Source organism: Chitinophaga agrisoli (assembly GCF_008386695.1).
Taxonomy (GTDB): Bacteria; Bacteroidota; Bacteroidia; order Chitinophagales; family Chitinophagaceae; genus Chitinophaga; species Chitinophaga agrisoli.
Genome location: NZ_VUOC01000004.1, coordinates 2,732,382 through 2,754,103, shown reverse-complemented (window position 1 = coordinate 2,754,103; position 21,722 = coordinate 2,732,382). Strand labels below are relative to the sequence as shown.

Here is a 21,722-nt window from a genome sequence, read left to right as displayed (position 1 = left end):
AGATGAAAAAGTATTTGATATTAATCATAACAATAGCGGCGCTCAGTTCCTGCAGTAAATGGCTGGATGTAACGCCTAAATCGCAGGTGTCGCAGGATGCGCTGTTCAGCACAGAAGACGGGTTTAAGGAAGCGCTGAACGGCTTGTACAGCCGCTGCGCGCAAACAGACCTCTACGGTGTGGAGCTCACGGTAGGTTTGCCGGAAGTACTGGCACAGAACTATGCCCTGGGTACCCTGGATGTGTTCCATTATCAGCAAACCGCCTTGTTTAACTATAAGGATGACTATTTCCTGATCAAAAAGGACAGCGCCTGGCAGGGATTGTATAATGTAATTGCCAACAGCAACCAGATCCTGGATAATATAGATAAACAAAAGGCCGTTTTAACGCCGGCCATCTATGCCATCATAAAAGGGGAGGCCCTGGCCATGCGCGCCTATTGCCATTTCGATGCGCTGCGTATGTTTGCGGTTTCCTACCTGCTGGCGCCCAATGGCAGCGGTATTCCTTACGTGACCGCCTTTAGCAAGGATGTACCTAAGATGTATAAGACCAGCGAAGCGCTGGACCTGATGATCAAGGACCTGCTGGCCGCTAAAGAGCTGCTGGCCGCAGACCCCATCCGGTCTCCCGCTTATAAGGTGGGGTATAACCAAACAGATTCCTCTACAGAAAACGATGGCGAACTGTTTATGCAGAACCGCCGTCACCGGTTGAATTATTATGCCGTATGCGGCGAGCTGGCCCGGGTTTACCTGTATAAGGGTGATAATGCCAATGCATTAGCGAATGCGCTGGAGGTGATCAATGCCAATAAATTCCCCTTTACCAAACAGGCGGATTTTATGAACCCGAACGAGCAGACCAAAGACCGTATCCTATATAAGGAGCTGGTATTCGGGTTTTACATTCCCAACACATCGGACCAGTTGAGGACCCTCCTGCGCAACGCAGATCAGGGTTTGTATACGACCACCGCCGGCGGCCGTAATATCTACGAAACAGGCGGTGTTGGCGGCGATGATTTCCGGTTTAAACAATGGGTTACAGAACAAACCTCCGGCAACGGTACTTACCTGCGTATAGATAAATACGCCCGCGATCCGGACGCGAACCTGCACCCGCAAATGGCGCCTGCCATCCGCCTGAGCGAGATGTATTATATAGCGGCGGAATGTACGTTTGACAGCAACCCTGCAAAGGCCTGGGACTATTTTAACACCGTGCGCCAGAACAGGGGTATTGGCACTAAGCGGAACGACGCTTCTAAAACAGTACTGATACAGGAGCTGCTGAAAGAAGCCCGGAAGGAGTTCTTTGCAGAAGGACAGATCTTCTATATGTACAAACGCTTAAACCAGCCGATCATCGGCCTTGCCGGTAACCCTATTGCCGCCGGCAATTCCATATTCGTGCTGCCATTCCCCAATGATGAAATTGCATATGGTCACCGCTAAAAATAATCAGATGAAGAACATGATCATAGCCGGGTTATTATGCTGGGCCTGCGTTGCCTGTAAAAAGGCCACAGAGCTTACCTACGCCTCCCCGGATAACGTATATTTTGATTACCGCAACAGTAAAAATGAACGGGTAGACAGTGTGATCTATTCCTTTGCTCTATACCCGGAACTGGCCACAGATACCATCTGGCTGCCGGTAGCCCTTTCCGGCAACCGCGTGGCTGCCGACCGTAAATTTGCCGCCAGTATAATAGACAGCGCTACCACCGCGGTAGCGGGCCTGCACTATAAAAAGCTGGAGACGGCCTACACCTTGCCGGGCAATACCGGCTATGGCTGGCTGCCGCTGGTGCTATTTGGTACAGATCCTGCCCTTACCAGTAAAACAGTACAGATAAAACTGCAGCTGGAAAGCACCTCTGAACTGGGGGCGCTTTATAAGAAGCTGGATACGATGAAGATCCTTTTCTCTAACCGGCTGGAAAAACCCATCTGGTGGGATGCCTGGATTGGCGAACTGGGACAGTACTCCCGTGTAAAACATGAGCTTTTTATCCGCGTATCCGGTACTACAGAGCTGCCGCCTACTAACAGCGATGCTACTACCACGCCCCGGGTGCTGTTTTATACCCGCCGTTTTAAGGCCTTCCTGGCGGATCCTATTCAATGGATAACGGATAACCCTTCCGCAGGGTATACCATCATCCCCACCACCAACGGTAACTACTATTTCTACAGCATCACCAACCCGGATAAGAAATACCTGCTGGAGTACAGTGCTGCCGTGAATAAATACTTTTTCCGGGATGAGAACGGGGATTTTATTGTGTAATCATCAACAAGTAACAAATGAAACATTACCTCTTATATATACCGGCCCTGCTGCTCTTAATGGCGGCATGTACGCGTGATAAAGGCAATTATGACTATACGGCGCTGCCGGACCCGGAGATAGGGTTGGATACGCTGTATAAAGCCGTTACCGGCGATAGCCTGATCATTGACCCTAAGATCACCCTGCATACCGGCAAGAACGATTATAGCTGCCACTGGAACATTAACATACCCGCGGAGGGCCGTGGAGAAGACCATGATGGCCAGGTGCTGCGCATAGTATTTGGATTGCCCGCCTCCCGTTATGCCACCCGGCTTACGGTAACGGATAATAATACCGGCATGAAGTATTTCTATAACTTCTTCATCCTGGGGCAAACGGAGTTTTCACAAGGCCTGGTGGTGCTGAGCACTGATAACAACAATGCCGTACTGTCTATGATCAAGCCGGATGGTTCCGTAAAACCGGACCTGTACCAGGCCATTAACAACGAAGCATTGCCTGGCCCTGCCCTGCAGCTGGTGCCCATACAGAACCAGTTCTACCTGAATACGCTTAGCTCCTTCTGGATCACGCATGGAGGTGATCAGAAAGGCGGCGTATTGCTGGATGCCGGTACCCTTAAACGTCTCAAATACCTGCCGGATAATTTCTTTGAGCCGCCGGGCGATTTAAAGCCCGGGTATTTTATGAATATGATCAACGGCATTACCAATGCGGTAATAAACGGCAAGTTATTTATAGGGTCTGATGAAACAGCGCCTTTCTGGCCTTATTACGGCTATTTTGGCGTGCCTGTTACGGGGGTATATAACCTGGCGTCGCCGGTGCTGAACAATATTTCTGAAGCCCGGTTAAGGGGTAAAAGTGGTTATTACCTGGGCTTTGATCCGGATAAAAAGGCCTTCCTGCGCTTTTTCTCCAACACCTTTTACGGTACGGACTATGAGGTGCAGGGCAATGCTTTTGACCCTACCAACATTAAGATGAATATGACCTATCTGGCCCGCTTTAACGATAACGAGATCTACGCCATCTGTGATAGTATTGGCAAAAAAGTAGAGCTCCGGTTCAGGCTGGCCTTCAGTGACAGCACCAAAACATTCTACCCGGCGGGGAGGAGAGAGTTTCCCGGCGCGGCTAAGCTAACAGCCGGCACCGTTTGGGAAACTTCTCCCACCGTATCTGTCATGTTCTTCAGCGCGAATGATGTGATCTACCGTTACAACCCATTGAACAACGATCTGCAGCCCCTGGCCACTACTACAGGCGGCAAGCCGGTATCCATGTTGCGGGTGCAACACGGCGGCGACCTGCTGATCGTGGGCGCGGAAGGCAGCATCTATTACCTGGATACCAGTGTGGGAAGGAATGGCACGCTGATAAAGAAAGTGGACGGTATACCGGGTGTGCCGCGTGACGTTATCCTACGTGATTAAAAACATTGATCAACTATTAAATAAGCATATATGAAGAAATGGATATTATCCGCCTGTATTGTTTTCCCGGCCCTTGCACACGCACAAAGCGGGGAGTTTGTACTGAATGGCAAACTGGGCAACCTTAATGCGCCTGCCAAAGCCTACCTGGACCGCCGGGAAGGCAGCACCATCATACTGGACTCTGTGCTGCTGAAAGACGGCGCTTTCAGCTTTAAAGGCAAAGTAGACGGCCCCCTGATGGTGATGCTGATGGTGGACCATGAAGGTAAAGGGACTTCTAACCCCGAGATGGACAAGCGTATCATGTACCTGGAGAAAGGCAAGATCACCCTCACCGCTAAAGAAACGCTGAATGATGGCGAGATCACCGGCTCGCCCATTAACGCGGAAAATGAGCGTTATAAAAAGTTCCTGACGCCGTTTGACGAGCAGATGAACAGCATCAATAAGGAGTTTGGCGCTTCTACAGATGCACAGCGTAATGATACGGCGTTCATGAACGGCCTTAGCAGGCGTTTTCATAGCGCTATGGGCGACAAACGCGAGCTCATGAAAAAGTTTGTGGCGGCCAATCCTAATTCCTTCATGAGCGTGATGGCCCTGAAAGAACTGGCCGTACACCTGAACATGGACCTGACCGTATTGGAGCCCATGTATAAAAGCCTGACCCCGGCCATCCAGAACAGCGAGGCCGGTAAAGAATTTGCCGCTTCCATGGAAAAAGAGCGGAACCTGGCCATAGGCGCCAATGCCCCGGACTTTACCCAGAACGATGTAAATGATAAACCGGTAAAGCTGTCCAGCTTCCGCGGCAAATATGTGCTGCTGGATTTCTGGGCTTCCTGGTGTGCTCCCTGCCGTGCAGAGAACCCGGTAGTGGTAAAAGCCTTTAATCAATACAAGGCTAAGAACTTTGCTATCCTGAGCGTATCCCTGGACCAGCCGGGCAAAAAAGACCTGTGGTTAGCCGCTATCAAAAAAGACGGTCTTGATCTGGAAGGCTGGACCCATGTATCCGATCTTAAATACTGGAGCAATGCGGCAGCTGTACAGTATGGCATCCGTGGCGTGCCCACCAATTTCCTCATCGATCCTTCCGGTAAGATCGTAGCCCGCAATTTAAGGGGCGAGCAGCTGGAGACCACCCTGGCAGGACTGATAAAATAATCATACACAAAGATCAACTATCCTACGACGGGGCTGGCCAAACATATTGGCTGGCCCTTTTTTATTGCCAGGTAACAAGTAGTTCAGGCGTATATAAATCGTACTTAACCGGTAGATAACCGGTATCTTATAAGGGACGGGTTATATACGGGTTATATACGGGTTACATACGGGTCATATACCGGTTATCTATAAGTATGTATAGTCATGCCAATGGTTATGTATGAACATATTATACATGCTTTCAACCTGGTAAACCTGGCCATGACAGCAGACTGCTGCGCGTATTTGCCGCCTGATTTGTACATTTGCCTGTTTTATTTAGTTTTACAGCGTTAGGGGTTACATTCTAAATTGTACAAACGATATGGATAGTATGCCAGCCGGGGAGGGGGTGTTGTTACGGATGATTGACGGAGATGAATCCGCTTTCACCAGCGTTTACCGGCATTACCATCCGGCACTCTATATCTATTTACTGCGCATTTGCAAGATTCCTTCACTTGCCGAGGATCTTGTGCATGATGTTTTCCTGAAAATATGGGAGATCCGCGGCCGCATTAACCCCGCTTTGCCCTTTACCGGGTATCTGTACCGTATAGCCCGTAATCACGCTTTTAAGACCTTGCAGAAACTGGCCCATGACGAGGCGCTGCAGGAGCAGTTATTACTGCACCAGCAAACGCAGGGCCGGGGGCCGGAGCAGATCATCTGGGAAAAGGAGTACGACCGGTTGTTCCATGAGGCCCTGGGCCGTTTAACCCCCCAGCGCCTGAATGTTTTCCGCCTGTGCCGCCAGGAAGGCAAAAGTTATGACGAAGCGGCTGCCCTGCTGGGCATTTCCCGCAGCGCCGTTAAAAAGCATATGGTGCTGAGCATGCGTTTTATCCACAATTACATCTACCGCCACGCACCTGTGATCATGGTGATACTGCTGGCCAAAAAGTTTTTTTAACTTTTTTTTAGGAAGGGGGTACCCTACGGAAGGATTTCCGGATATTATATGCAGGTACCTATAATCAAAGGGGACTTTTCCACTAAGTATGTCAACCAAAGGCTACTACGAAGAACTATTACAAAAATATCTGAAAGGGGAGTGTACGCCTGCTGAGATAGCAGCGCTGTTTACATGGCTCCGCTCGTCAGACGCCCATCGCCCCCTGCTGGCTACCTTACAGCAGGAGTTTGAGCAGGTTATGCAGGAGCCCCACGAAGTGCCTGCGGCCGTTAGCGACCGTATAGAAGCCCGTCTTTTACAGGATATTAACCGTAGCAGGGTAATACCCCTGCGCAACCGTCTGCGCTGGATAGCGGCAGCTGCTGTTACCGTGCTGGCCATGGCCGGTGGCGCCTACTGGTTGTATAAGGGCAAACCGGCCTCCCCCGCCTTAGCAGAAAATACCAATCATTATAGCACTTTACATAACGATGTGGCTCCCGGTACCAATAAAGCCGTGCTTACGCTGGCAGATGGCAGCACCGTGGAGCTGGATAGCGCCGGCAACCAGGTACTGCAGCAGGGTCAAACGGTGGTAAAGCAGCATAATGGCCGGCTGGAGTATGCCATTGGGGGTAAGAAGGCGCAGCCCATTGGTTATAATACCCTGGTAGTGCCCCGGGGCGGCCAGTTTAATGTAGTGTTGCCGGATGGCAGCCGGGTATGGCTCAATGCCGCTTCCCGCCTCCGGTATCCCACCGCTTTTACCGGCAGTAACCGCAAAGTGGAGCTGGAAGGCCAGGGCTATTTTGAGATAGCGCAGCAGCCCAACCGGCCATTTGTGGTAAGCATGGATAATACAGAAGTACAGGTGCTGGGCACCAGCTTTGATATTATGGCCTATCCGGATGAACAAAGCCTGAACACTACGCTGCTGGAAGGCGCCATACGCGTACAGCGGGGCAGCCTTCAGCAGCTGCTGAAACCAGGGCAGCAGGCGGTATTGCAGTATGCCACCGGCCAACTGTCTGTGCAGCAGGTAGATGTGCAGGAGGCTATAGCCTGGAAAACCGGTTTCTTTGAATTTGACAATGCCAACATGAGTGTGATCATGCGCCAGCTATCCCGGTGGTACGACCTGGAGATCAGTTATGGCCCGGTGAACAATAACCGGCTTTTTGGCGGCCGTATTAGCAGGAATCTGCCTTTATCCGACATATTGCACATGCTGGAAGCCAATGGAGCTCAGTTTAGCCTGGAAGGGCGAAAGCTGAAGGTTACAGCAGAATAGCCACGCTATTTCAATACCGGGCCGTTACCACGTACGGCCCGGTTTGAAATCCAAGATTATGATAAAACTGATAAACTATTACAACGTTATGCAGCCTGAGACAAGCTAAAGCGCCCAGGGGCGCCCTATGAAAAAAAATACCGGAAGTGCTCGCAACACTCCCGGTAGGAAATTTCGTCTGGGGAACCCTGAGAAATGCCAATAAGAACTATTTATTCCAGTAATTTCCCAAACACTACAAAAGTATGCAATTAAACTTTAGTGGTAAAGCTCCCCTTTTGGGGCAGCGATCCGCTATCAGTGGGGTTATTCCCGCTGCCGGCGGCCAGTACCAAAATCAAATCGGGGTTAACGATGTTGTTGCAACGAAAACCAACACAGCCCACAACATGACGTTGGCCCGTAAAATGTTCTGCGTTATGAAATTGACGGCCTTTTTGATGTTGGCAGCTTGTCTGCAGATCAGCGCAAAAGCCGTGTCACAGCAGATTACACTTTCTGAAAAGAATGCCTCCCTCAAGAAGGTGCTGAAGGAAGTATCCCGCCAGGCCGGTATTTCTATAGTGTATGATGAAACGCTGCTGGCACGTACCAGACCGGTTACCGTAATGGTGAAAAATGCCTCCGTAAAGGAAGTGCTGGACCAGTGCCTGCGGGACCAGCCGGTATTTTATAGCATTGATGGTCAACGGATCATTATCCAAAAGCAGTTGGCGCCGCAGATAATGCGCGATACCGCTATCACGGTGAGCGGCCGTGTAACGGACGAAAAAGGGGAGCCCGTACCGGGCGCCACCATCCGTGTACAGGGTACTAACAGCGGTACTGCTGCAGATGCGGATGGCAGGTATACCATTAAGGTACCGCAGAACAGCACCCTGATCATCACTTTCCTGGGTTATGCCCCGCAAACGGTAACAGCTGCCGGCGGCACCCTGAACGTGAAACTGGCGCTGTCACAGACCGCCCTCACAGAAACAGTGGTGGTAGGTTATGGCGTACAGAAAAAGAGCGTGGTAACCGGCGCTATCTCCAGCGTTAGAGCTGCTGATATAGAGAATATGCCCATTACCCGCCCGGAACAAACGCTGCAGGGCCGTACTTCCGGCGTAACCATCGCTTCCAGCTCAGGCCAGCCCGGTTCCCCCGCCAACGTGCGGATCCGTGGCCTAACCAGCTTTACCAATAACGATCCGTTATGGGTAGTGGACGGTGTGGTAGTGGATAACGGCGGCATTGGCTACCTGAACCAGTACGATATCGAATCCATGGAAGTACTGAAAGACGCTGCTTCCCAGGCTATCTACGGCGCCCGTGCGGCTGCCGGCGTTATCCTGGTAACTACCAAAAAAGGTAAAGCAGGCGGCCTTACTGTTAACTATAATGGTTACTACGGTCTCTCTGCTCCCGCTAAAAAGCTGAAACTGTTGAATGCCAGCGAATACGCCATGCTGCGTAACGAGCAGTCAGTGAATGCCGGTAAAGCCGCACCGTTTGCAGATCCTAACAGCTTTGGTCAGGGAACTGACTGGCAGGACCAGATCTTCAACAGCAGCGCTCCCCGCCAGAACCATGAGATCAGCGTAAGCGGCGGTACCGACCGCTCTACCTTCTACGGTTCCATCGGCTACCTGAAACAGGATGGTATTGTTGCTACTGATATCTCCAAATATGAGCGCGTAAACATCCGCCTCAACTCTACTCATAAACTGTCAAAATACGTGACCGTAGGTCAGAACCTCGGTTATGCGTATGATAAGTCTATCGGTCTGGGTAATACCAACAATGAGTTTGGCGGGCCGTTAAGCTCTGCTATCAACCTGGATCCCATTACGCCCGCTATCGTTACAGACCCTGCTGTTGCAGCAGGCGCTCCGTATAATAACGTAGGTGCGGTAAAAGACGCAAATGGCCGCCCGTACGGTATCTCCGGTCAGGTAGGTCAGGAGATCACCAACCCGCTGGCATATATCCAAACCCGCCTGGGCAACTATTCCTGGTCACACAATATCGTAGGTAACGTTTACCTGGAGATCCAGCCTGTTAAAGGTTTACGGATCAGGAGCAGCGTAGGTTCCAAAGTATCCTTCTGGGGCGGTGAGACCTTTACGCCGGTATCCTGGCTGAACTCTTCTACCATCCGTAGCGTAAACAGTTTCCAGCGTACCAATAACCAGCGTTTTGACTACAACCTGGAAAACACTATTTCCTATAACAAATCATTTGGATTACATGATCTGACTTTACTGGTAGGTCAGGGCGCTTACCTGGATAACCATGTACGCGGTACGGATGTTACCTATTCCAACCTGCCGGTAAATAATTTCAAGGATGCCGCTTTAACCTTTAAGGTGCCTACAGACCAGGTAAAGGCCATTGGTACTGAAAACTGGGATCATAAAGTATCTTCCCTGTTTGCCCGTCTGAACTACACCTATGATGAGAAGTACCTGTTCACAGGCGTTATCCGCCGGGATGGTTCCAGCCGTTTTGGCGATAACAACCGGTATGGTTATTTCCCTTCCTTCTCAATGGGTTGGGTAACTTCTAAAGAAAATTTCTGGCCGCAGAACCGCGTAGTGGACTTCCTGAAGATCCGTGGCGGTTACGGTGTGGTAGGTAACGATAACATAGGTGATGGCGCTTATCTGCCCATGATCGTGAGCGGCCGGAACTATGCCTTTGGCACCGGTGGCAGCTACAAGGTGGGTTACAGCCCCAGCGCGCCCGCTAACCCGGACCTGCGTTGGGAACAAACCAGTCAGACCAATATCGGTTTTGAAGCTACATTGTTCCATGACCTATTTGTAAACTTTGACTGGTACCGCAAATTAACCACCGGCATCCTGCAGCCGCTGCGTATACCGGATTATATAGGCTACTCCAACAATCCGCCCTCTAACGTGGCAGATATGGAGAACACCGGTCTTGAACTGGAACTGGGCTACCGCAAGCAAATTGGCGAAGTAAACCTGGGCCTGAACGGTAACGTATCTTATGTAAAGAATAAGGTAACTGACCTGGGCGATGGCAAACAGTACATTACACAGGACCAGGCTACATTCCAGAGCACCAGCTATCCTATCACCCGTACGGTACTGGGCCAGCCTTATAACTCTTTCTATGGTTTCCAGACAGCCGGTATCTTCCAGAACCAGGCAGAGATAGACGCCTACACCAACAAAGAAGGCAAAAAGATCCAGCCTAATGCTGCTCCCGGCGATTTCCGTTGGGCAGATATCAATGGCGACGGTCAGATCAACGAAAATGACCGTACCATCATCGGTAACCCTATCCCTAAATGGACATTTGGTTTTACCGTAAACGCGGCATATAAAGGTTTTGACCTGGTAGTATTCACCCAGGGCGCAGCCGGTTACAAGATCTTCCAGGGTCTGCGCAGGCTGGATATCACCACTGCTAACTGGCAGGAGAAAGCGCTGGGCCGTTGGCATGGCGAAGGTACCTCAACCGACTTCCCCAGGCTGAATATTGATGATCCTAACAGGAACTTCACCAACCCGTCTGACTTTTTCCTGGAAAACGGCAGCTACTGGAGGCTTAAAACAGTGCAACTGGGTTATACCCTGCCGCTCAACGTTACTAAACGCGTAGGTATGCAGAAAGTGCGCGTATATGTAATGAGCGAGAACCTGTTAACCATCACTGGTTATACCGGTTATGATCCTGAAATAGGCAATACCAATGCTACCGGCGTATTCAGCATAGACCGCGGCATTTATCCGCAGGCGCGTTCTTACATGCTGGGTCTGAATGTTACTTTTTAATAAGCAAAAGCTGATTCTACCATGAAAAAAACAAACATCCGACATATAATACTGGTCACTTCAAGCTTGCTGCTGGCCGGCGCCTGTAGCAAGAGCTGGCTGGAACCCCTGCCCAAAGGCCAGATACCTGAAGAAAAATATTATAAAACAGCTGCAGAAGCAGAAGCAGCCCTTACCGCCGTTTATGATGTAGTAGGCTGGCAGGGTAATGGATATGTGACCAAAGTAGGCACCGTGGATGCGGCATCCGATGACCACCTGGCAGGTGGCGGCGGTCCTAACGACGTTACGGACTACCAGGTAATAAGCAATTACACCCTTACGCCGGCTACCGGCCCACAGGCAGAACTGTGGAAAAAGGGTTTTGCCGGTATCTTCCGTGCTAATACCCTGCTGGCGAAAATTGAGGGAATTTCCATGGACGCTGGTGTAAAGGCCCGCTATATTGCAGAAGCCAAAGCGCTGCGCGCATATTTCTATTTTGACCTGGTGCGCTTTTTCAGGAATGTTCCCCTGATGACGGCGCCGGTAGTGGCTATAGACGATATGTTCAATGTGGCCCAGGCAAAGCCTGAAGAAGTATACGCCCAGATCGAAAAAGACCTGAAAGACGCCCTGGCAGAAACCAACCTGCCCGATAAGGTGGCCCTTGCCACAGAAGCAGGCCGCCTGTCCAAAGGCGCGGTACATGCGCTGCTGGGCCGTGTATATGTATGGGAGCAAAAATGGCCTGCCGCTATCACGGAACTGGCAGAAGTGAATGGCGCTACCGTGGGAGGCTCTAAATACGGGTATAAGCTGGTAGATAATTTTGGCGACCTGTTCAAATCTGATATGGCGCATAAGTTCAACAGCGAAAGCGTATTTGAAATATCTTATAACAGCAGCTCTAACGGTGGCTGGGATTGCGTAAACTGTACAGAAGGTAATGTGCTGAACATTATGACCGGTCCCCGCGGATACAAGATCCTGAAACCGGAGCAGGCCCCGGATTATGTATCCGGCTGGAGCTTCCTGGTGATCACCAAGAGTCTGTTTGACGCTATCCATGGCGATCCCCGTTATAAGTATACGGTGGCTAACCTGGACAGCCTGGAAAAAAACGGTATAGTAACCTATGAAAAAGGCTTTAATAACACGGGTTACTTCATGGAGAAGTTTGCCGGCCGCGTAGCCAACCGCAGCACTGGTGGCACACCTGAGCTGAACTATCCCCAGAATATCTATGAGATCCGCCTGGCAGATACTTATCTGCTGGAAGCGGAAGCACTGGTACGTAACGGAGAGAGCGGCCTGGCTGGTACCCGTTCCTTCACGCTGTTTAACGCCGTACGCGCCAGGGTAGGCCTGCCTGCCATACCGGTTACGCTGGATAATATCCTGAGCGAGCGCCGCCTGGAGCTGGCCGGAGAAGGACATCGCTGGCTGGACCTGGTACGTTTTGGTAAAGCGGCTACTTTCCTGCAGAGCAAAGGGTTTATAGCCGGTAAGCATGAGGTGTTGCCTATACCGCTGCTGGAGCTGGAGAATACCAAGCTGGAGCAGAATCCGGAATGGAAATAAAACTTCCCTCTACTTATAAATGTCGCATAAGAGCGATAAATTTGATGAAAATGAAAAATAAGCTGCCGGTGAAAGCCGGCAGCTTGTTTTAAACCCATTCCTGATGAGCATGTATAATTACTTACCCATTGCGCTGCTGGGCGCCGCCCTGCTGGCAGGCCCGGTAAACAGCCTGGCACAGGCCCCCGCCAAAACGGACAGTTTTGAGACCACCCCCGTTTGGGCGGATGAGTTTAACTATACCGGCGCGCCGGATACTACCAAATGGGGTTATGATATTGGTGGCCGGGGCTGGGGCAACAATGAGCTGCAGTATTATACCGCCGGTGGCCATAATGCCAATGTAGCCAATGGCGTGCTCACTATTACCGCAAAGAAGGAAGCCATGGAAGGCCGCAACTATACTTCTGCCCGTATGGTCACCAAACATAAAGGTGATTTCCTGTACGGCCGCTTTGAGATAAAAGCCAAGCTGCCCGCAGGCAGGGGTACCTGGCCCGCCATCTGGATGCTGCCTACGGACTGGGCTTATGGCAACTGGCCAAAATCCGGCGAGATAGATATCATGGAGCATGTAGGGTATGACCAGGATAACATCCACATCACCGCGCACACGGAATCCTATTATTTTAAGATCAATACACAGAAAACCGCTACTAAGTACATACAGCAGGCCAGCACCGCTTTTCATGTATACCGGCTGGATTGGCTGCCGGATGTGATGCGGGGTTATATTGATGATGTACAGGTATTTAAGTTTAAAAATGAAAACACCGGTTACAAGGCCTGGCCGTTTGACAAACGCTTTCACCTGCTGCTAAATGTAGCGGTAGGCGGCGATTGGGGCGGTCAGAAGGGGGTAGATGACGCTATTTTCCCTACCGCCATGGAAGTGGATTATGTACGGGTGTATAAAATGCTGGAGAAATGATTAAAACGAGTATACAATTGGCGGTATGGCTGCTGGCAGGTAGTAATTTTGCCCTGCAGGCGCAACCGCATACCGGCCCGGAAAAACCCGCGGCCACAGGTATCAGCTATTGGCTAACCAAATCCGATGCATCGGTAAAGTTTGCCAAACAACCAGCGAACCTGGTATTTAAAAAAGGTACATCCGCGCTGCCCACCATCACGGTGGATGCCGCACAGACTTTCCAGGAGATAGACGGTTTTGGCTATGCCTTAACAGGCGGCAGCGCCACCCTTATCCATTCCCTGGGCCCTGAGAAGGAAGACGCTTTGTTAAAAGAGCTGTTCCTGACGGATGGTAATAATATCGGCGTAAGTTATCTGCGGGTAACAATAGGCGCATCTGATCTGAGCGATACCACTTTCACCTATGACGATATGCCCGCTGGGCAAACGGATGAAAAACTGGAGCACTTTAGCATAACAAGGGAAGAAAAGGACCTGCTGCCCGTATTAAAAAAGATACTGGCGCTGAATCCGGCCATTAAGATCCTGGGCTCTCCCTGGACCTCGCCCACCTGGATGAAGACCAATAACAGCTTTAAAGGGGGTAGCCTTAAACCGGAATACTACGGCGTATATGCCCAATACTTTGTAAAGTATATACAGGCCATGCAGGCGGCCGGCGTTACTATAGACGCTATTACGCCGCAGAATGAGCCTTTACATGGCGGCAATGTGCCCAGCCTGGTGATGCAGCCGCAGGAGCAGGCGGATTTTATTGGCAGCCACCTGGGGCCGGCCCTGCGCGCGGCGGGTCTTAAAACCAAGATCATTGTATATGATCATAATGCAGACCGGCCGGATTATCCCATTACCGTACTGAATGATAAAAAGGCCAATCCTTTTGTGGATGGTTCTGCTTTTCACCTGTACGGCGGGCCTATTACGGCTTTAACGGAAGTGCACAATGCACATCCTGACAAACATATCTACTTTACGGAGCAGTGGGTAGGCGCGCCGGGGGAATTCCCCAAGAACCTGCCCTGGCACATCAGCCAGTTGATCATAGGCGCTACCCGTAACTGGAGCCGTAATGTGCTGGAATGGAACCTGGCCGCGGACGCCAACTATGATCCGCATACGGTAGGCGGTTGTACCAAATGCCTGGGCGCGGTGACCATAGGGGCTGATGTGGAGCGGAATGTGGCTTATTACATTATAGCGCATGCCTCCAAGTTCGTGCGCCCCGGTTCTGTACGGATTGGCTCCAATGTGCCGGAAAAGCTGAATAATGTAGCTTTTAAAACGCCGGATGGCAAAAAAGTACTGATCGTGATCAACGAAGGTACCACCACCCAGCAGTTCAACATCGGTTTTAAAGGCAAAACAGCTGCTGCCTCCCTGGATGGCGGCACGGTGGCCACCTATGTATGGGAATGACCTTTTAATCACCACAAATATATCAGCAGAAGGCCGGGCAAATGCCCGGCTTTTCTTTTTATATGCTAAACCCGTATCTTAAACGCCGTTATGAAAAAATGGACCCGGCAGTTGTGCCTTACAAGCGTTATTGTACTCAGTTTTTCCCTGGCCATTGCGCAGGAAAAAGAACCGGCAGATTATGTGAACCCGTTCATAGGGGCCAGCACCAATGTAAAAAGTGCCGGTAACTATGCCGGGCTGGGAAAAACCTTTCCCGGGGCGGCTACGCCGTTTGGTATGACACAGGTAAGCCCCAATACTATCACCGGTGGGGATAATGGCTCCGGTTATAGTTATGAGCATACCAGCATAGAAGGTTTTGCCCTTACGCAGATGAGCGGGGTAGGCTGGTACGGTGATCTGGGCAATTTCCTGGTGATGCCAGGCACCGGCGCGGTGGTGACCTATCCCGGTAAGGAGGGCAAACCCGGCGGCTATCGCGCTACTTATGACAAAACCTCTGAAAAGGCCAGCGCCGGCTATTACACGGTTACCTTATCAGATACCCATATTCAAACTGAATTAACTGCTACGCCGCATTGCGGTTTTATGCGGTTCAGTTTTCCACAAAATCAGCAGTCCCGCATACAGATAGACCTGGCGCGGCGGGTAGGTGGCACCTCCACCCGGCAGTATATAAAGGTGGTGGATGACCATACCATAGAAGGCTGGATGAAATGTACGCCGGCCGGCGGCGGCTGGGGCAATGGCGATGGCCATGCGGATTATACCGTATACTTCCATGCCAGCTTTAGTAAACCGCTGAAGGACTATGGCGTATGGAGCGCCAATATTCCTGCCGGTTGGAGCCGGAAACGGGATGATGTGCTCAGTGAAAAATACCAGGATACCGTAGCCCATGCGCGTATACTCAAAGGCATACAGGAGCAGGAAGGCGATCACCTGGGATTTTATACCAGTTTTGCTACCAATGAAAAAGAGGCGGTGCTGCTGAAGACCGGGATCTCATTTGTAAGTATAGCAGACGCTAAACAGAACCTGGAAGCAGAGATCAAAGACTGGAATTTTGACAAGGTGCACCAGCGGGCGCATAACTTATGGAATACGGCCCTTTCAAAAGTGCGTATCAGTGGCGGTTCAGAAGATGAGAAGGTGACTTTTTACACGGCTTTATATCATACCATGATAGACCCGCGTAGTTTCCAGGATGTAAATGGCAACTATATGGGCGGGGATGGTAAACCGCATAAGGCAGATGGGTTTACCAAAAGGACCATCTTCAGCGGTTGGGATGTGTTCCGCAGCCAGATGCCGTTGCAAACTATTATCAACCCGCGTATGGTAAATGATATGGTCAATTCCATGGTTACATTGGCGGAGGAGAATGGTACGCATTATTTTGACCGCTGGGAGATGATGAATGCGTATAGCGGCTGTATGGTGGGGAACCCGGTGGTGTCTATGGTGACGGATGCCTTTGCAAAAGGTATACGCAACTATGATGCGATGAAAGCCTACCAGTTTAGTAAGAATACCGTAGAGAAATACGGTAATGGGGAAAAAGGCTTTAGCGGGCCGCCTCATAGTATTTCCAATACGTTGGAGTATGCATATTCGGATTGGTGTGTGTCGCAGCTGGCAATCGGTGTGGCCGCTCAGCTGGCGGAAGGTAAAGAGCGGGTGGACAGCAACGTTCTTATTCCACTCGCGAATGATTATATTAAGTACAATAAAAGAAGCCAGGCCTATAAACAGGTGTTTGATACAGCACACCACTGGTTCCGGCCCAGAAAAGACGATGGCAGCTGGGAACCCTGGCCCGCAGAGGGGCGCATGAAGGAATGGTATGGTACTGTAGAATGCAACCCATACCAACAGGGATGGTTTGTACCCCATGATATTCCAGGTATGATCAAGCTGATGGGAGGCGAAGAGAAAGTAAGGGAAGACCTGACCAGCTTCTTTGCCCATACACCAGAAAACTTATTATGGAATGATTATTATAACCATGCTAATGAGCCGGTGCATCATGTACCTTTCCTGTTTAACCGCCTGGGCGCGCCCTGGCTTACCCAGCAATGGACCCGCGATATTTGCCGCAGGGCTTATCACAATGCAGTAGAAGGACTGGTGGGAAATGAGGATGTGGGACAGATGAGCGCCTGGTATGTATTAGCGGCCATGGGTATACATCCTATATGTCCGGGTAGTACGGAATACGAGATCACCAGCCCGGTATTCAACAAAATAGTGATACAGCTGGATGGCAAGTATGCGAAAGGCAAAACGTTCACGATTATAGCAAAAGATAATTCCCCACAGAACATTTATATACAGGACATAAGGCTCAACGGAAAAGGTCAGCAGAAGATCAATACCAGTCGTGATGGCAACCCTGCTGAGCTGCGGGATAAATACCAGATCGATTATAAGGATATTATTGCGGGCGGTACGCTGGAACTGCAGATGGGTAGCAAACCGAAAGAGGATACTGCTTATCTGAAGTTCAGGATCTAGGTGAGCGCATCCTCACCCCGCCGCACTCCGGTTCACCTGTTCGCGGAACGCCTTTGGAGTTTGCCCGCTGCGGGTCTTGAATACGGTGGAAAAATACGCCGGTGAAGAGAACCCGCAGGCATACGCTACCTCCGCAATGGTAAAGCTGGCATTGGCCAGCAGGTAGCGCGCTTTTTTTACCCGTGCTTCCAGGATGTAATCATTTACATTGCAATCCAGCAATTGTTTCACTTTGCGGTATAACTGCATTTTGGAGATGGACAATTGCTGGCAGATATCTTCTACATTGAACTGGTCGTTGCCCAGGTTATTCTCCACAATGGCAGTAAAATCATTGATAAAACGCCGGTCCGGTTTGTTGGACTGTGCGGTATGTACCCGGGTTTCCGGTTCCGCGATATAATGGTCTTTGAGCAGGGCGCGGTTACTGAGGATGCTGGCAATACTTTCCTCCAGGTATTTGAGGTTAAAGGGTTTGCTGATATAGGCGTCTGCCTGGTACCGCATGCCTTCTATGCGTTGTTCTTCACTGCTGTTGGCGCTTAATAGTACAATGGGTATATGCGAGGTGCGGATATCGCTTTTGAGCGTGCGCAGTATGGCAATACCATCCATGCCGGGCAGCATAATATCACAGAGGATCAGGTCCGGGATATGGCGGAATGCCAGCTGCAGGCCTTCCGAGCCATTATCTGCATGAAATACTTCGTACTGTGCGCCCAGGTAACCTGCCAGGAAATTGTTCAGGTCCGGATGGTCTTCTATGATCAGCAGGGAATGCGGGTGCTCCTGCAAGGAAGGTATCGCCGGGGTCTCTGTAATACCGCCTTCCAGTTCCTCTATATAACTCTGCAGGGAGTGGTTGATGATGTTCACGTTCTCTGCCTCCTGCTGGATCTCATCCGGTGTAAATGGCTGGCTGTTGCCGGGTAGGGTAATGGTAAAGCTGGTGCCGGCGCCTTTACGGCTTTTAACGCTGATGGACCCATGGTGCAGGGCAATGATCTCGCGGGAAAGTGCCAGCCCTATACCGGTGCCTTTATGCTCTGATTCCCTGCTTTGGTAAAACAGCTCAAAAGCATGCTCCAGCGTGGCCTCGTCCATGCCTGCGCCATCATCCTCTACGCGCATCACGGCGGCGTTATCATCTGGCTTTTCCAGGTAGATATGCACTTTGCCATGGTCAGGGGTGAACTTAAAAGCGTTGGAGAGCAGGTTATAGAGTACCCGGTCAAACAGCCGCTGGTCAAACCAGGCCTTTATATCCGGTTGCCGGCTAATGAGGCGGAAATCGATATGCTTTTTGGCGGCTATCCCTTTAAAAGCCTCCATAATATCCGTGACAAAGTTGGCCAGCTCATTTTCAGATACTTTTAGTTGCAGTTTGCCGCTTTCTATCCGGCGGAACTCCAGCAGCTGGTTCACCAGCCGCATCAGGCGCACCACGTTCCGGCGCATGAGCTCCAGCTGCTGTTTTTGCAAGGAGGATAGCTGCCGGCCGGTGAGCAGGTTTTCCAGCGGGGCCTGGATGAGGGTAAGCGGGGTACGGAACTCGTGGGAGATGTTGGTGAAAAAGGCAAATTTTGCTTCTGTGGCTTCCTGTGCTTTGGCGGTCATCTCCACCAGCTGGTCGCGCTGTTGCACGATCTCATCCCGCTGTTGTTTGAGCTGGTAATTGATCCGCCGGTTGGTGCGCAGCAGAAAGAAAAGCACGATCCCCAGCAGAAAAGCTACGCCCAGGGTGGTAACCACGATACGCAGCAGGTGTTGCTGGTCCTGGTACAGGAGGCGTTGCTCCTGTAATAAGGATTGCTGTTGCTCTATTTCCTGGTGCTGCGCCTGGATCTTATCTATCTGCAACCGCATTAGTTTTACGTTGCTGCTATCTATTAATACGGTTTGTAATAAGGTATTGCGGGGTACTTTTTTGCCGGCCAGTATATCTGCCGCCATGCTGATGGCTTCTTTGCCGCCGGAGGGGTACAACAGGGATGCGCTTAGGATGCGGCGGGATACCAGGTCTATCCCGGCATTTGGATAGGGGGAGGCATCCACGCCAATGAATTTTATACCGGAAAGGCCTTTTGCCTCGCAATAGCGGTACATGCTGTAAGCCATTACATCGTTCTGGGCAAATACTACATTGGCCTGGCGGATGGCGGCTTCCTGCCGGGCGGCCGCTTCCTGTGTTTTGCCGGCTACCCAGTTGCCTTCCAGCACGCCGCTTACCTGCAGGGCGGGATATTTTGTAAGGGCGTCATGCAGCCCCTGGTGCCTTTCTATGGTGGGAGAAGAGCCCCGCAGCCCGGTCACCTCTATGATCCGGCCTTTACCGCCCAGTTGTCCGGCAATATATTCCGCCGCCAGTTTGCCAATATTATAATTATCCCCGCCTATATAGGCTGTAAAGGAGTCCGTAGCCGCTTTCCTGTCCAGGATGATCACCGGTATGCCGCGGTGGTATACCTCCGCAATGATGGGCGCCAGGGGCACCGCCTCGTTAGGGGATACCAGCAGTATATCCATTTTTGCCGCCAGCAGTTCCCGGATCTGGGCTATCTGCCGCTTGCTGTCATCTTGCGCATCTTTATATAAAAGCTGCATCTCCGGGTGGTAGAAAAGCTCCCGTTTCATCTCCACCAGCATGTTCCGGCGCCAGTCATCATTACCGGTGCACTGGGAAAATCCAATACGGTATTTAGGTGTTGTTTGTTGCTGGCATCCATAAGAACTGACCATCAACATTAAAAGGAAAAAGTATACATATCGGATGTATAAACGTGGCAACGTGGTAATATTTAAAAGTGGGAGATGTTTCGATTTCTAAAGACAATGATACGAAATTGAAAATGGATAACCCTCCCCTGTATTGTTAAGGATATGTAAATGGTTGATAAATAAATATTTAACTGATTTTATACAAAGGTTACAATTTCAAAAGGAAAGGAAACTATACAGTAACCGGCTGGCGGGTGAAAACGGTAGGTTTGGCCTCAAGGTAAATCTGCGTTATGAATAATAATATCGTTTTCTTCTGGGCTTTTGTAGTAGCACTAGGCGGTTTTCTTTTTGGATTTGATACGGCCGTCATCTCCGGGGCGGAACAATCCATACAATCCTACTGGCATTTAAGTGAGGTGCAACATGGCTTTACGGTGTCCATTGCATTAATAGGTACCGTATTTGGCGCATTGGGGGGCAGTATCCCCTCTGACCGGCTGGGGCGTAAAACGACGCTTTTGCTGGTAGCGCTGGTGTACCTGGTGTCTGCCGCGGGTACGGCTATGGCCAGCAACTGGTATTTTTTCCTGGTATGCCGTTTTATTGGCGGGCTGGGGGTAGGCGCTTCTTCTGTAACGGCGCCGGTATATATATCAGAGGTATCGCCCGCCGCTTACCGGGGGCGTATGGTGGCCCTGTTCCAGTTTAATGTAGTGTTTGGGATCCTGGTCTCTTACCTCTCCAATTACCTGATAGGGCAGCATGGGGAAAGCTCCTGGCGGCTGATGCTGGGCATACAGGTAGCGCCGGCGGCGCTGTTCCTGGTGTTATTGCGCTGGGTGCCGGAAAGCCCGCGCTGGTTATTACTGCATGGGCGGCGCGAGGTAGCGGCGCTGGCCACCCTGCAGTTGATCAACCCCGCCGGGTATGCGGATGATGTGGCTATCATCCGTCAGGCGCAACAACCGGTGAACGGCGTTAGTGAAAAACTGTTGACCGCCAAATACCGGCTGCCTGTGCTGCTGGCGGTGGCATTTGCCGCCTTTAACCAGGTATCCGGGATCAATGCTATTATCTATTACGCGCCCCGCATTTTTGAAATGTCTGGCCTGGGCGCGGGCTCTTCCCTGCTTTCTACGGTAGGCATCGGCATTGTGAACTTCCTGTTCACCCTTACGGCCATACGGTTTATTGACCGTATAGGGCGGCGGCGTTTGATGCTGATCGGCACCATTGGGCTCATAGCTACCCTGGGGCTGGTGGCCATCTCTTTTTATATGCATACAGGGGGTATTGCGGTGGTGTGTTACCTGCTGGTGTATATCGCATTTTTTGCTTTTTCACAAGGTGCGGTGATCTGGGTATTTATTGCAGAGATCTTCCCTAACCAGGTACGCGCCAAAGGGCAAACGCTGGGAAGTTTTACACACTGGATCATGGCGGCCGTTATTGCATTCACCTTTCCCTACCTGGCCAGCCATATAGGCGGGGGGCATATCTTCCTTTTCTTTTGCGCCATGATGGTGTTGCAGTTGTTTTTTGTGCTGCGCTGGATGCCGGAAACCAAGGGGCAAACACTGGAGCAGATCGAGACAAATATGGTGCTGCATTAAAGATAATTATCGAAACAGAACGGTGAA

Annotated in this window: 13 protein-coding genes; 12 read left to right on the top strand and 1 reads right to left on the bottom strand. The window is 50.9% G+C overall.

Annotation, left to right across the window (positions count from 1 at the left end; translation table 11 throughout):
* Positions 1 to 2 precede the first annotated feature (2 nt).
* The 11 genes from F0L74_RS29985 to F0L74_RS29935 all read left to right on the top strand — a co-directional run bounded on the left by F0L74_RS29985 (position 3) and on the right by F0L74_RS29935 (position 17,361).
* On the top strand, positions 3 to 1,460 hold the full coding sequence (locus tag F0L74_RS29985; RefSeq protein WP_149841565.1) for a RagB/SusD family nutrient uptake outer membrane protein: 1,458 nt from the start codon (positions 3 to 5) through the stop codon (positions 1,458 to 1,460).
* Between the two features lie 10 nt (positions 1,461 to 1,470).
* Entirely contained in the window at positions 1,471 to 2,298 is an 828-nt protein-coding gene (locus F0L74_RS29980; protein WP_188316226.1) for a DUF4843 domain-containing protein, read from the top strand.
* A gap of 17 nt (positions 2,299 to 2,315) precedes the next feature.
* The gene (locus tag F0L74_RS29975; protein ID WP_149841563.1) at positions 2,316 to 3,740 is read left to right on the top strand and encodes a PKD-like family lipoprotein; all 1,425 of its coding nucleotides are present in this window, start codon (positions 2,316 to 2,318) and stop codon (positions 3,738 to 3,740) included.
* A gap of 30 nt (positions 3,741 to 3,770) precedes the next feature.
* Positions 3,771 to 4,910, top strand: coding sequence for a TlpA disulfide reductase family protein (locus tag F0L74_RS29970; RefSeq protein WP_149841562.1), 1,140 nt, complete (start codon positions 3,771 to 3,773; stop codon positions 4,908 to 4,910).
* A gap of 367 nt (positions 4,911 to 5,277) precedes the next feature.
* Positions 5,278 to 5,865: an RNA polymerase sigma factor gene (locus F0L74_RS29965; RefSeq protein WP_149841561.1), complete on the top strand. Its 588-nt coding sequence runs from the start codon at positions 5,278 to 5,280 to the stop codon at positions 5,863 to 5,865.
* Between the two features lie 88 nt (positions 5,866 to 5,953).
* Positions 5,954 to 7,138, top strand: coding sequence for a FecR domain-containing protein (locus tag F0L74_RS29960; protein WP_149841560.1), 1,185 nt, complete (start codon positions 5,954 to 5,956; stop codon positions 7,136 to 7,138).
* A gap of 419 nt (positions 7,139 to 7,557) precedes the next feature.
* Positions 7,558 to 10,926 carry a TonB-dependent receptor gene (locus F0L74_RS29955; RefSeq protein WP_149841559.1) on the top strand — a complete coding sequence of 1,123 codons (3,369 nt, stop codon included), beginning with the start codon at positions 7,558 to 7,560 and terminating at the stop codon, positions 10,924 to 10,926.
* A gap of 21 nt (positions 10,927 to 10,947) precedes the next feature.
* Entirely contained in the window at positions 10,948 to 12,489 is a 1,542-nt protein-coding gene (locus F0L74_RS29950; protein ID WP_149841558.1) for a RagB/SusD family nutrient uptake outer membrane protein, read from the top strand.
* Positions 12,490 to 12,598: 109 nt separating this feature from the next.
* The gene (locus F0L74_RS29945) at positions 12,599 to 13,420 is read left to right on the top strand and encodes a glycoside hydrolase family 16 protein (RefSeq protein ID WP_246197857.1); all 822 of its coding nucleotides are present in this window, start codon (positions 12,599 to 12,601) and stop codon (positions 13,418 to 13,420) included.
* The gene (locus F0L74_RS29940) at positions 13,417 to 14,841 is read left to right on the top strand and encodes a glycoside hydrolase family 30 protein (RefSeq protein WP_149841556.1); all 1,425 of its coding nucleotides are present in this window, start codon (positions 13,417 to 13,419) and stop codon (positions 14,839 to 14,841) included. Before F0L74_RS29945 ends, F0L74_RS29940 begins: the two co-directional genes overlap by 4 nt.
* A 90-nt stretch (positions 14,842 to 14,931) precedes the next feature.
* On the top strand, positions 14,932 to 17,361 hold the full coding sequence (locus F0L74_RS29935; RefSeq protein ID WP_149841555.1) for a GH92 family glycosyl hydrolase: 2,430 nt from the start codon (positions 14,932 to 14,934) through the stop codon (positions 17,359 to 17,361).
* 12 nt (positions 17,362 to 17,373) lie between these two features.
* Here the strand turns inward: F0L74_RS29935 and F0L74_RS29930 are convergent, their stop codons facing one another.
* Complete coding sequence (locus F0L74_RS29930; protein ID WP_149841554.1) at positions 17,374 to 20,106, bottom strand: hybrid sensor histidine kinase/response regulator transcription factor; 2,733 nt, start codon at positions 20,104 to 20,106, stop codon at positions 17,374 to 17,376.
* 266 nt (positions 20,107 to 20,372) lie between these two features.
* Between F0L74_RS29930 and F0L74_RS29925 the strand changes: the two genes are divergently transcribed.
* Positions 20,373 to 21,695: a sugar porter family MFS transporter gene (locus F0L74_RS29925; protein WP_149841553.1), complete on the top strand. Its 1,323-nt coding sequence runs from the start codon at positions 20,373 to 20,375 to the stop codon at positions 21,693 to 21,695.
* Positions 21,696 to 21,722 lie beyond the last annotated feature (27 nt).

Bases quoted from the DNA above. Each gene is read 5' to 3' on its own strand.
- F0L74_RS29985 (WP_149841565.1), top strand. From the start codon at position 3: ATGAAAAAGTATTTGATATTAATCATAACAATAGCGGCGCTCAGTTCC.
- F0L74_RS29980 (WP_188316226.1), top strand. From the start codon at position 1,471: ATGAAGAACATGATCATAGCCGGGTTATTATGCTGGGCCTGCGTTGCC.
- F0L74_RS29975 (WP_149841563.1), top strand. From the start codon at position 2,316: ATGAAACATTACCTCTTATATATACCGGCCCTGCTGCTCTTAATGGCG.
- F0L74_RS29970 (WP_149841562.1), top strand. From the start codon at position 3,771: ATGAAGAAATGGATATTATCCGCCTGTATTGTTTTCCCGGCCCTTGCA.
- F0L74_RS29965 (WP_149841561.1), top strand. From the start codon at position 5,278: ATGGATAGTATGCCAGCCGGGGAGGGGGTGTTGTTACGGATGATTGAC.
- F0L74_RS29960 (WP_149841560.1), top strand. From the start codon at position 5,954: ATGTCAACCAAAGGCTACTACGAAGAACTATTACAAAAATATCTGAAA.
- F0L74_RS29955 (WP_149841559.1), top strand. From the start codon at position 7,558: ATGAAATTGACGGCCTTTTTGATGTTGGCAGCTTGTCTGCAGATCAGC.
- F0L74_RS29950 (WP_149841558.1), top strand. From the start codon at position 10,948: ATGAAAAAAACAAACATCCGACATATAATACTGGTCACTTCAAGCTTG.
- F0L74_RS29945 (WP_246197857.1), top strand. From the start codon at position 12,599: ATGTATAATTACTTACCCATTGCGCTGCTGGGCGCCGCCCTGCTGGCA.
- F0L74_RS29940 (WP_149841556.1), top strand. From the start codon at position 13,417: ATGATTAAAACGAGTATACAATTGGCGGTATGGCTGCTGGCAGGTAGT.
- F0L74_RS29935 (WP_149841555.1), top strand. From the start codon at position 14,932: ATGAAAAAATGGACCCGGCAGTTGTGCCTTACAAGCGTTATTGTACTC.
- F0L74_RS29930 (WP_149841554.1), bottom strand. From the start codon at position 20,106: ATGTTGATGGTCAGTTCTTATGGATGCCAGCAACAAACAACACCTAAA.
- F0L74_RS29925 (WP_149841553.1), top strand. From the start codon at position 20,373: ATGAATAATAATATCGTTTTCTTCTGGGCTTTTGTAGTAGCACTAGGC.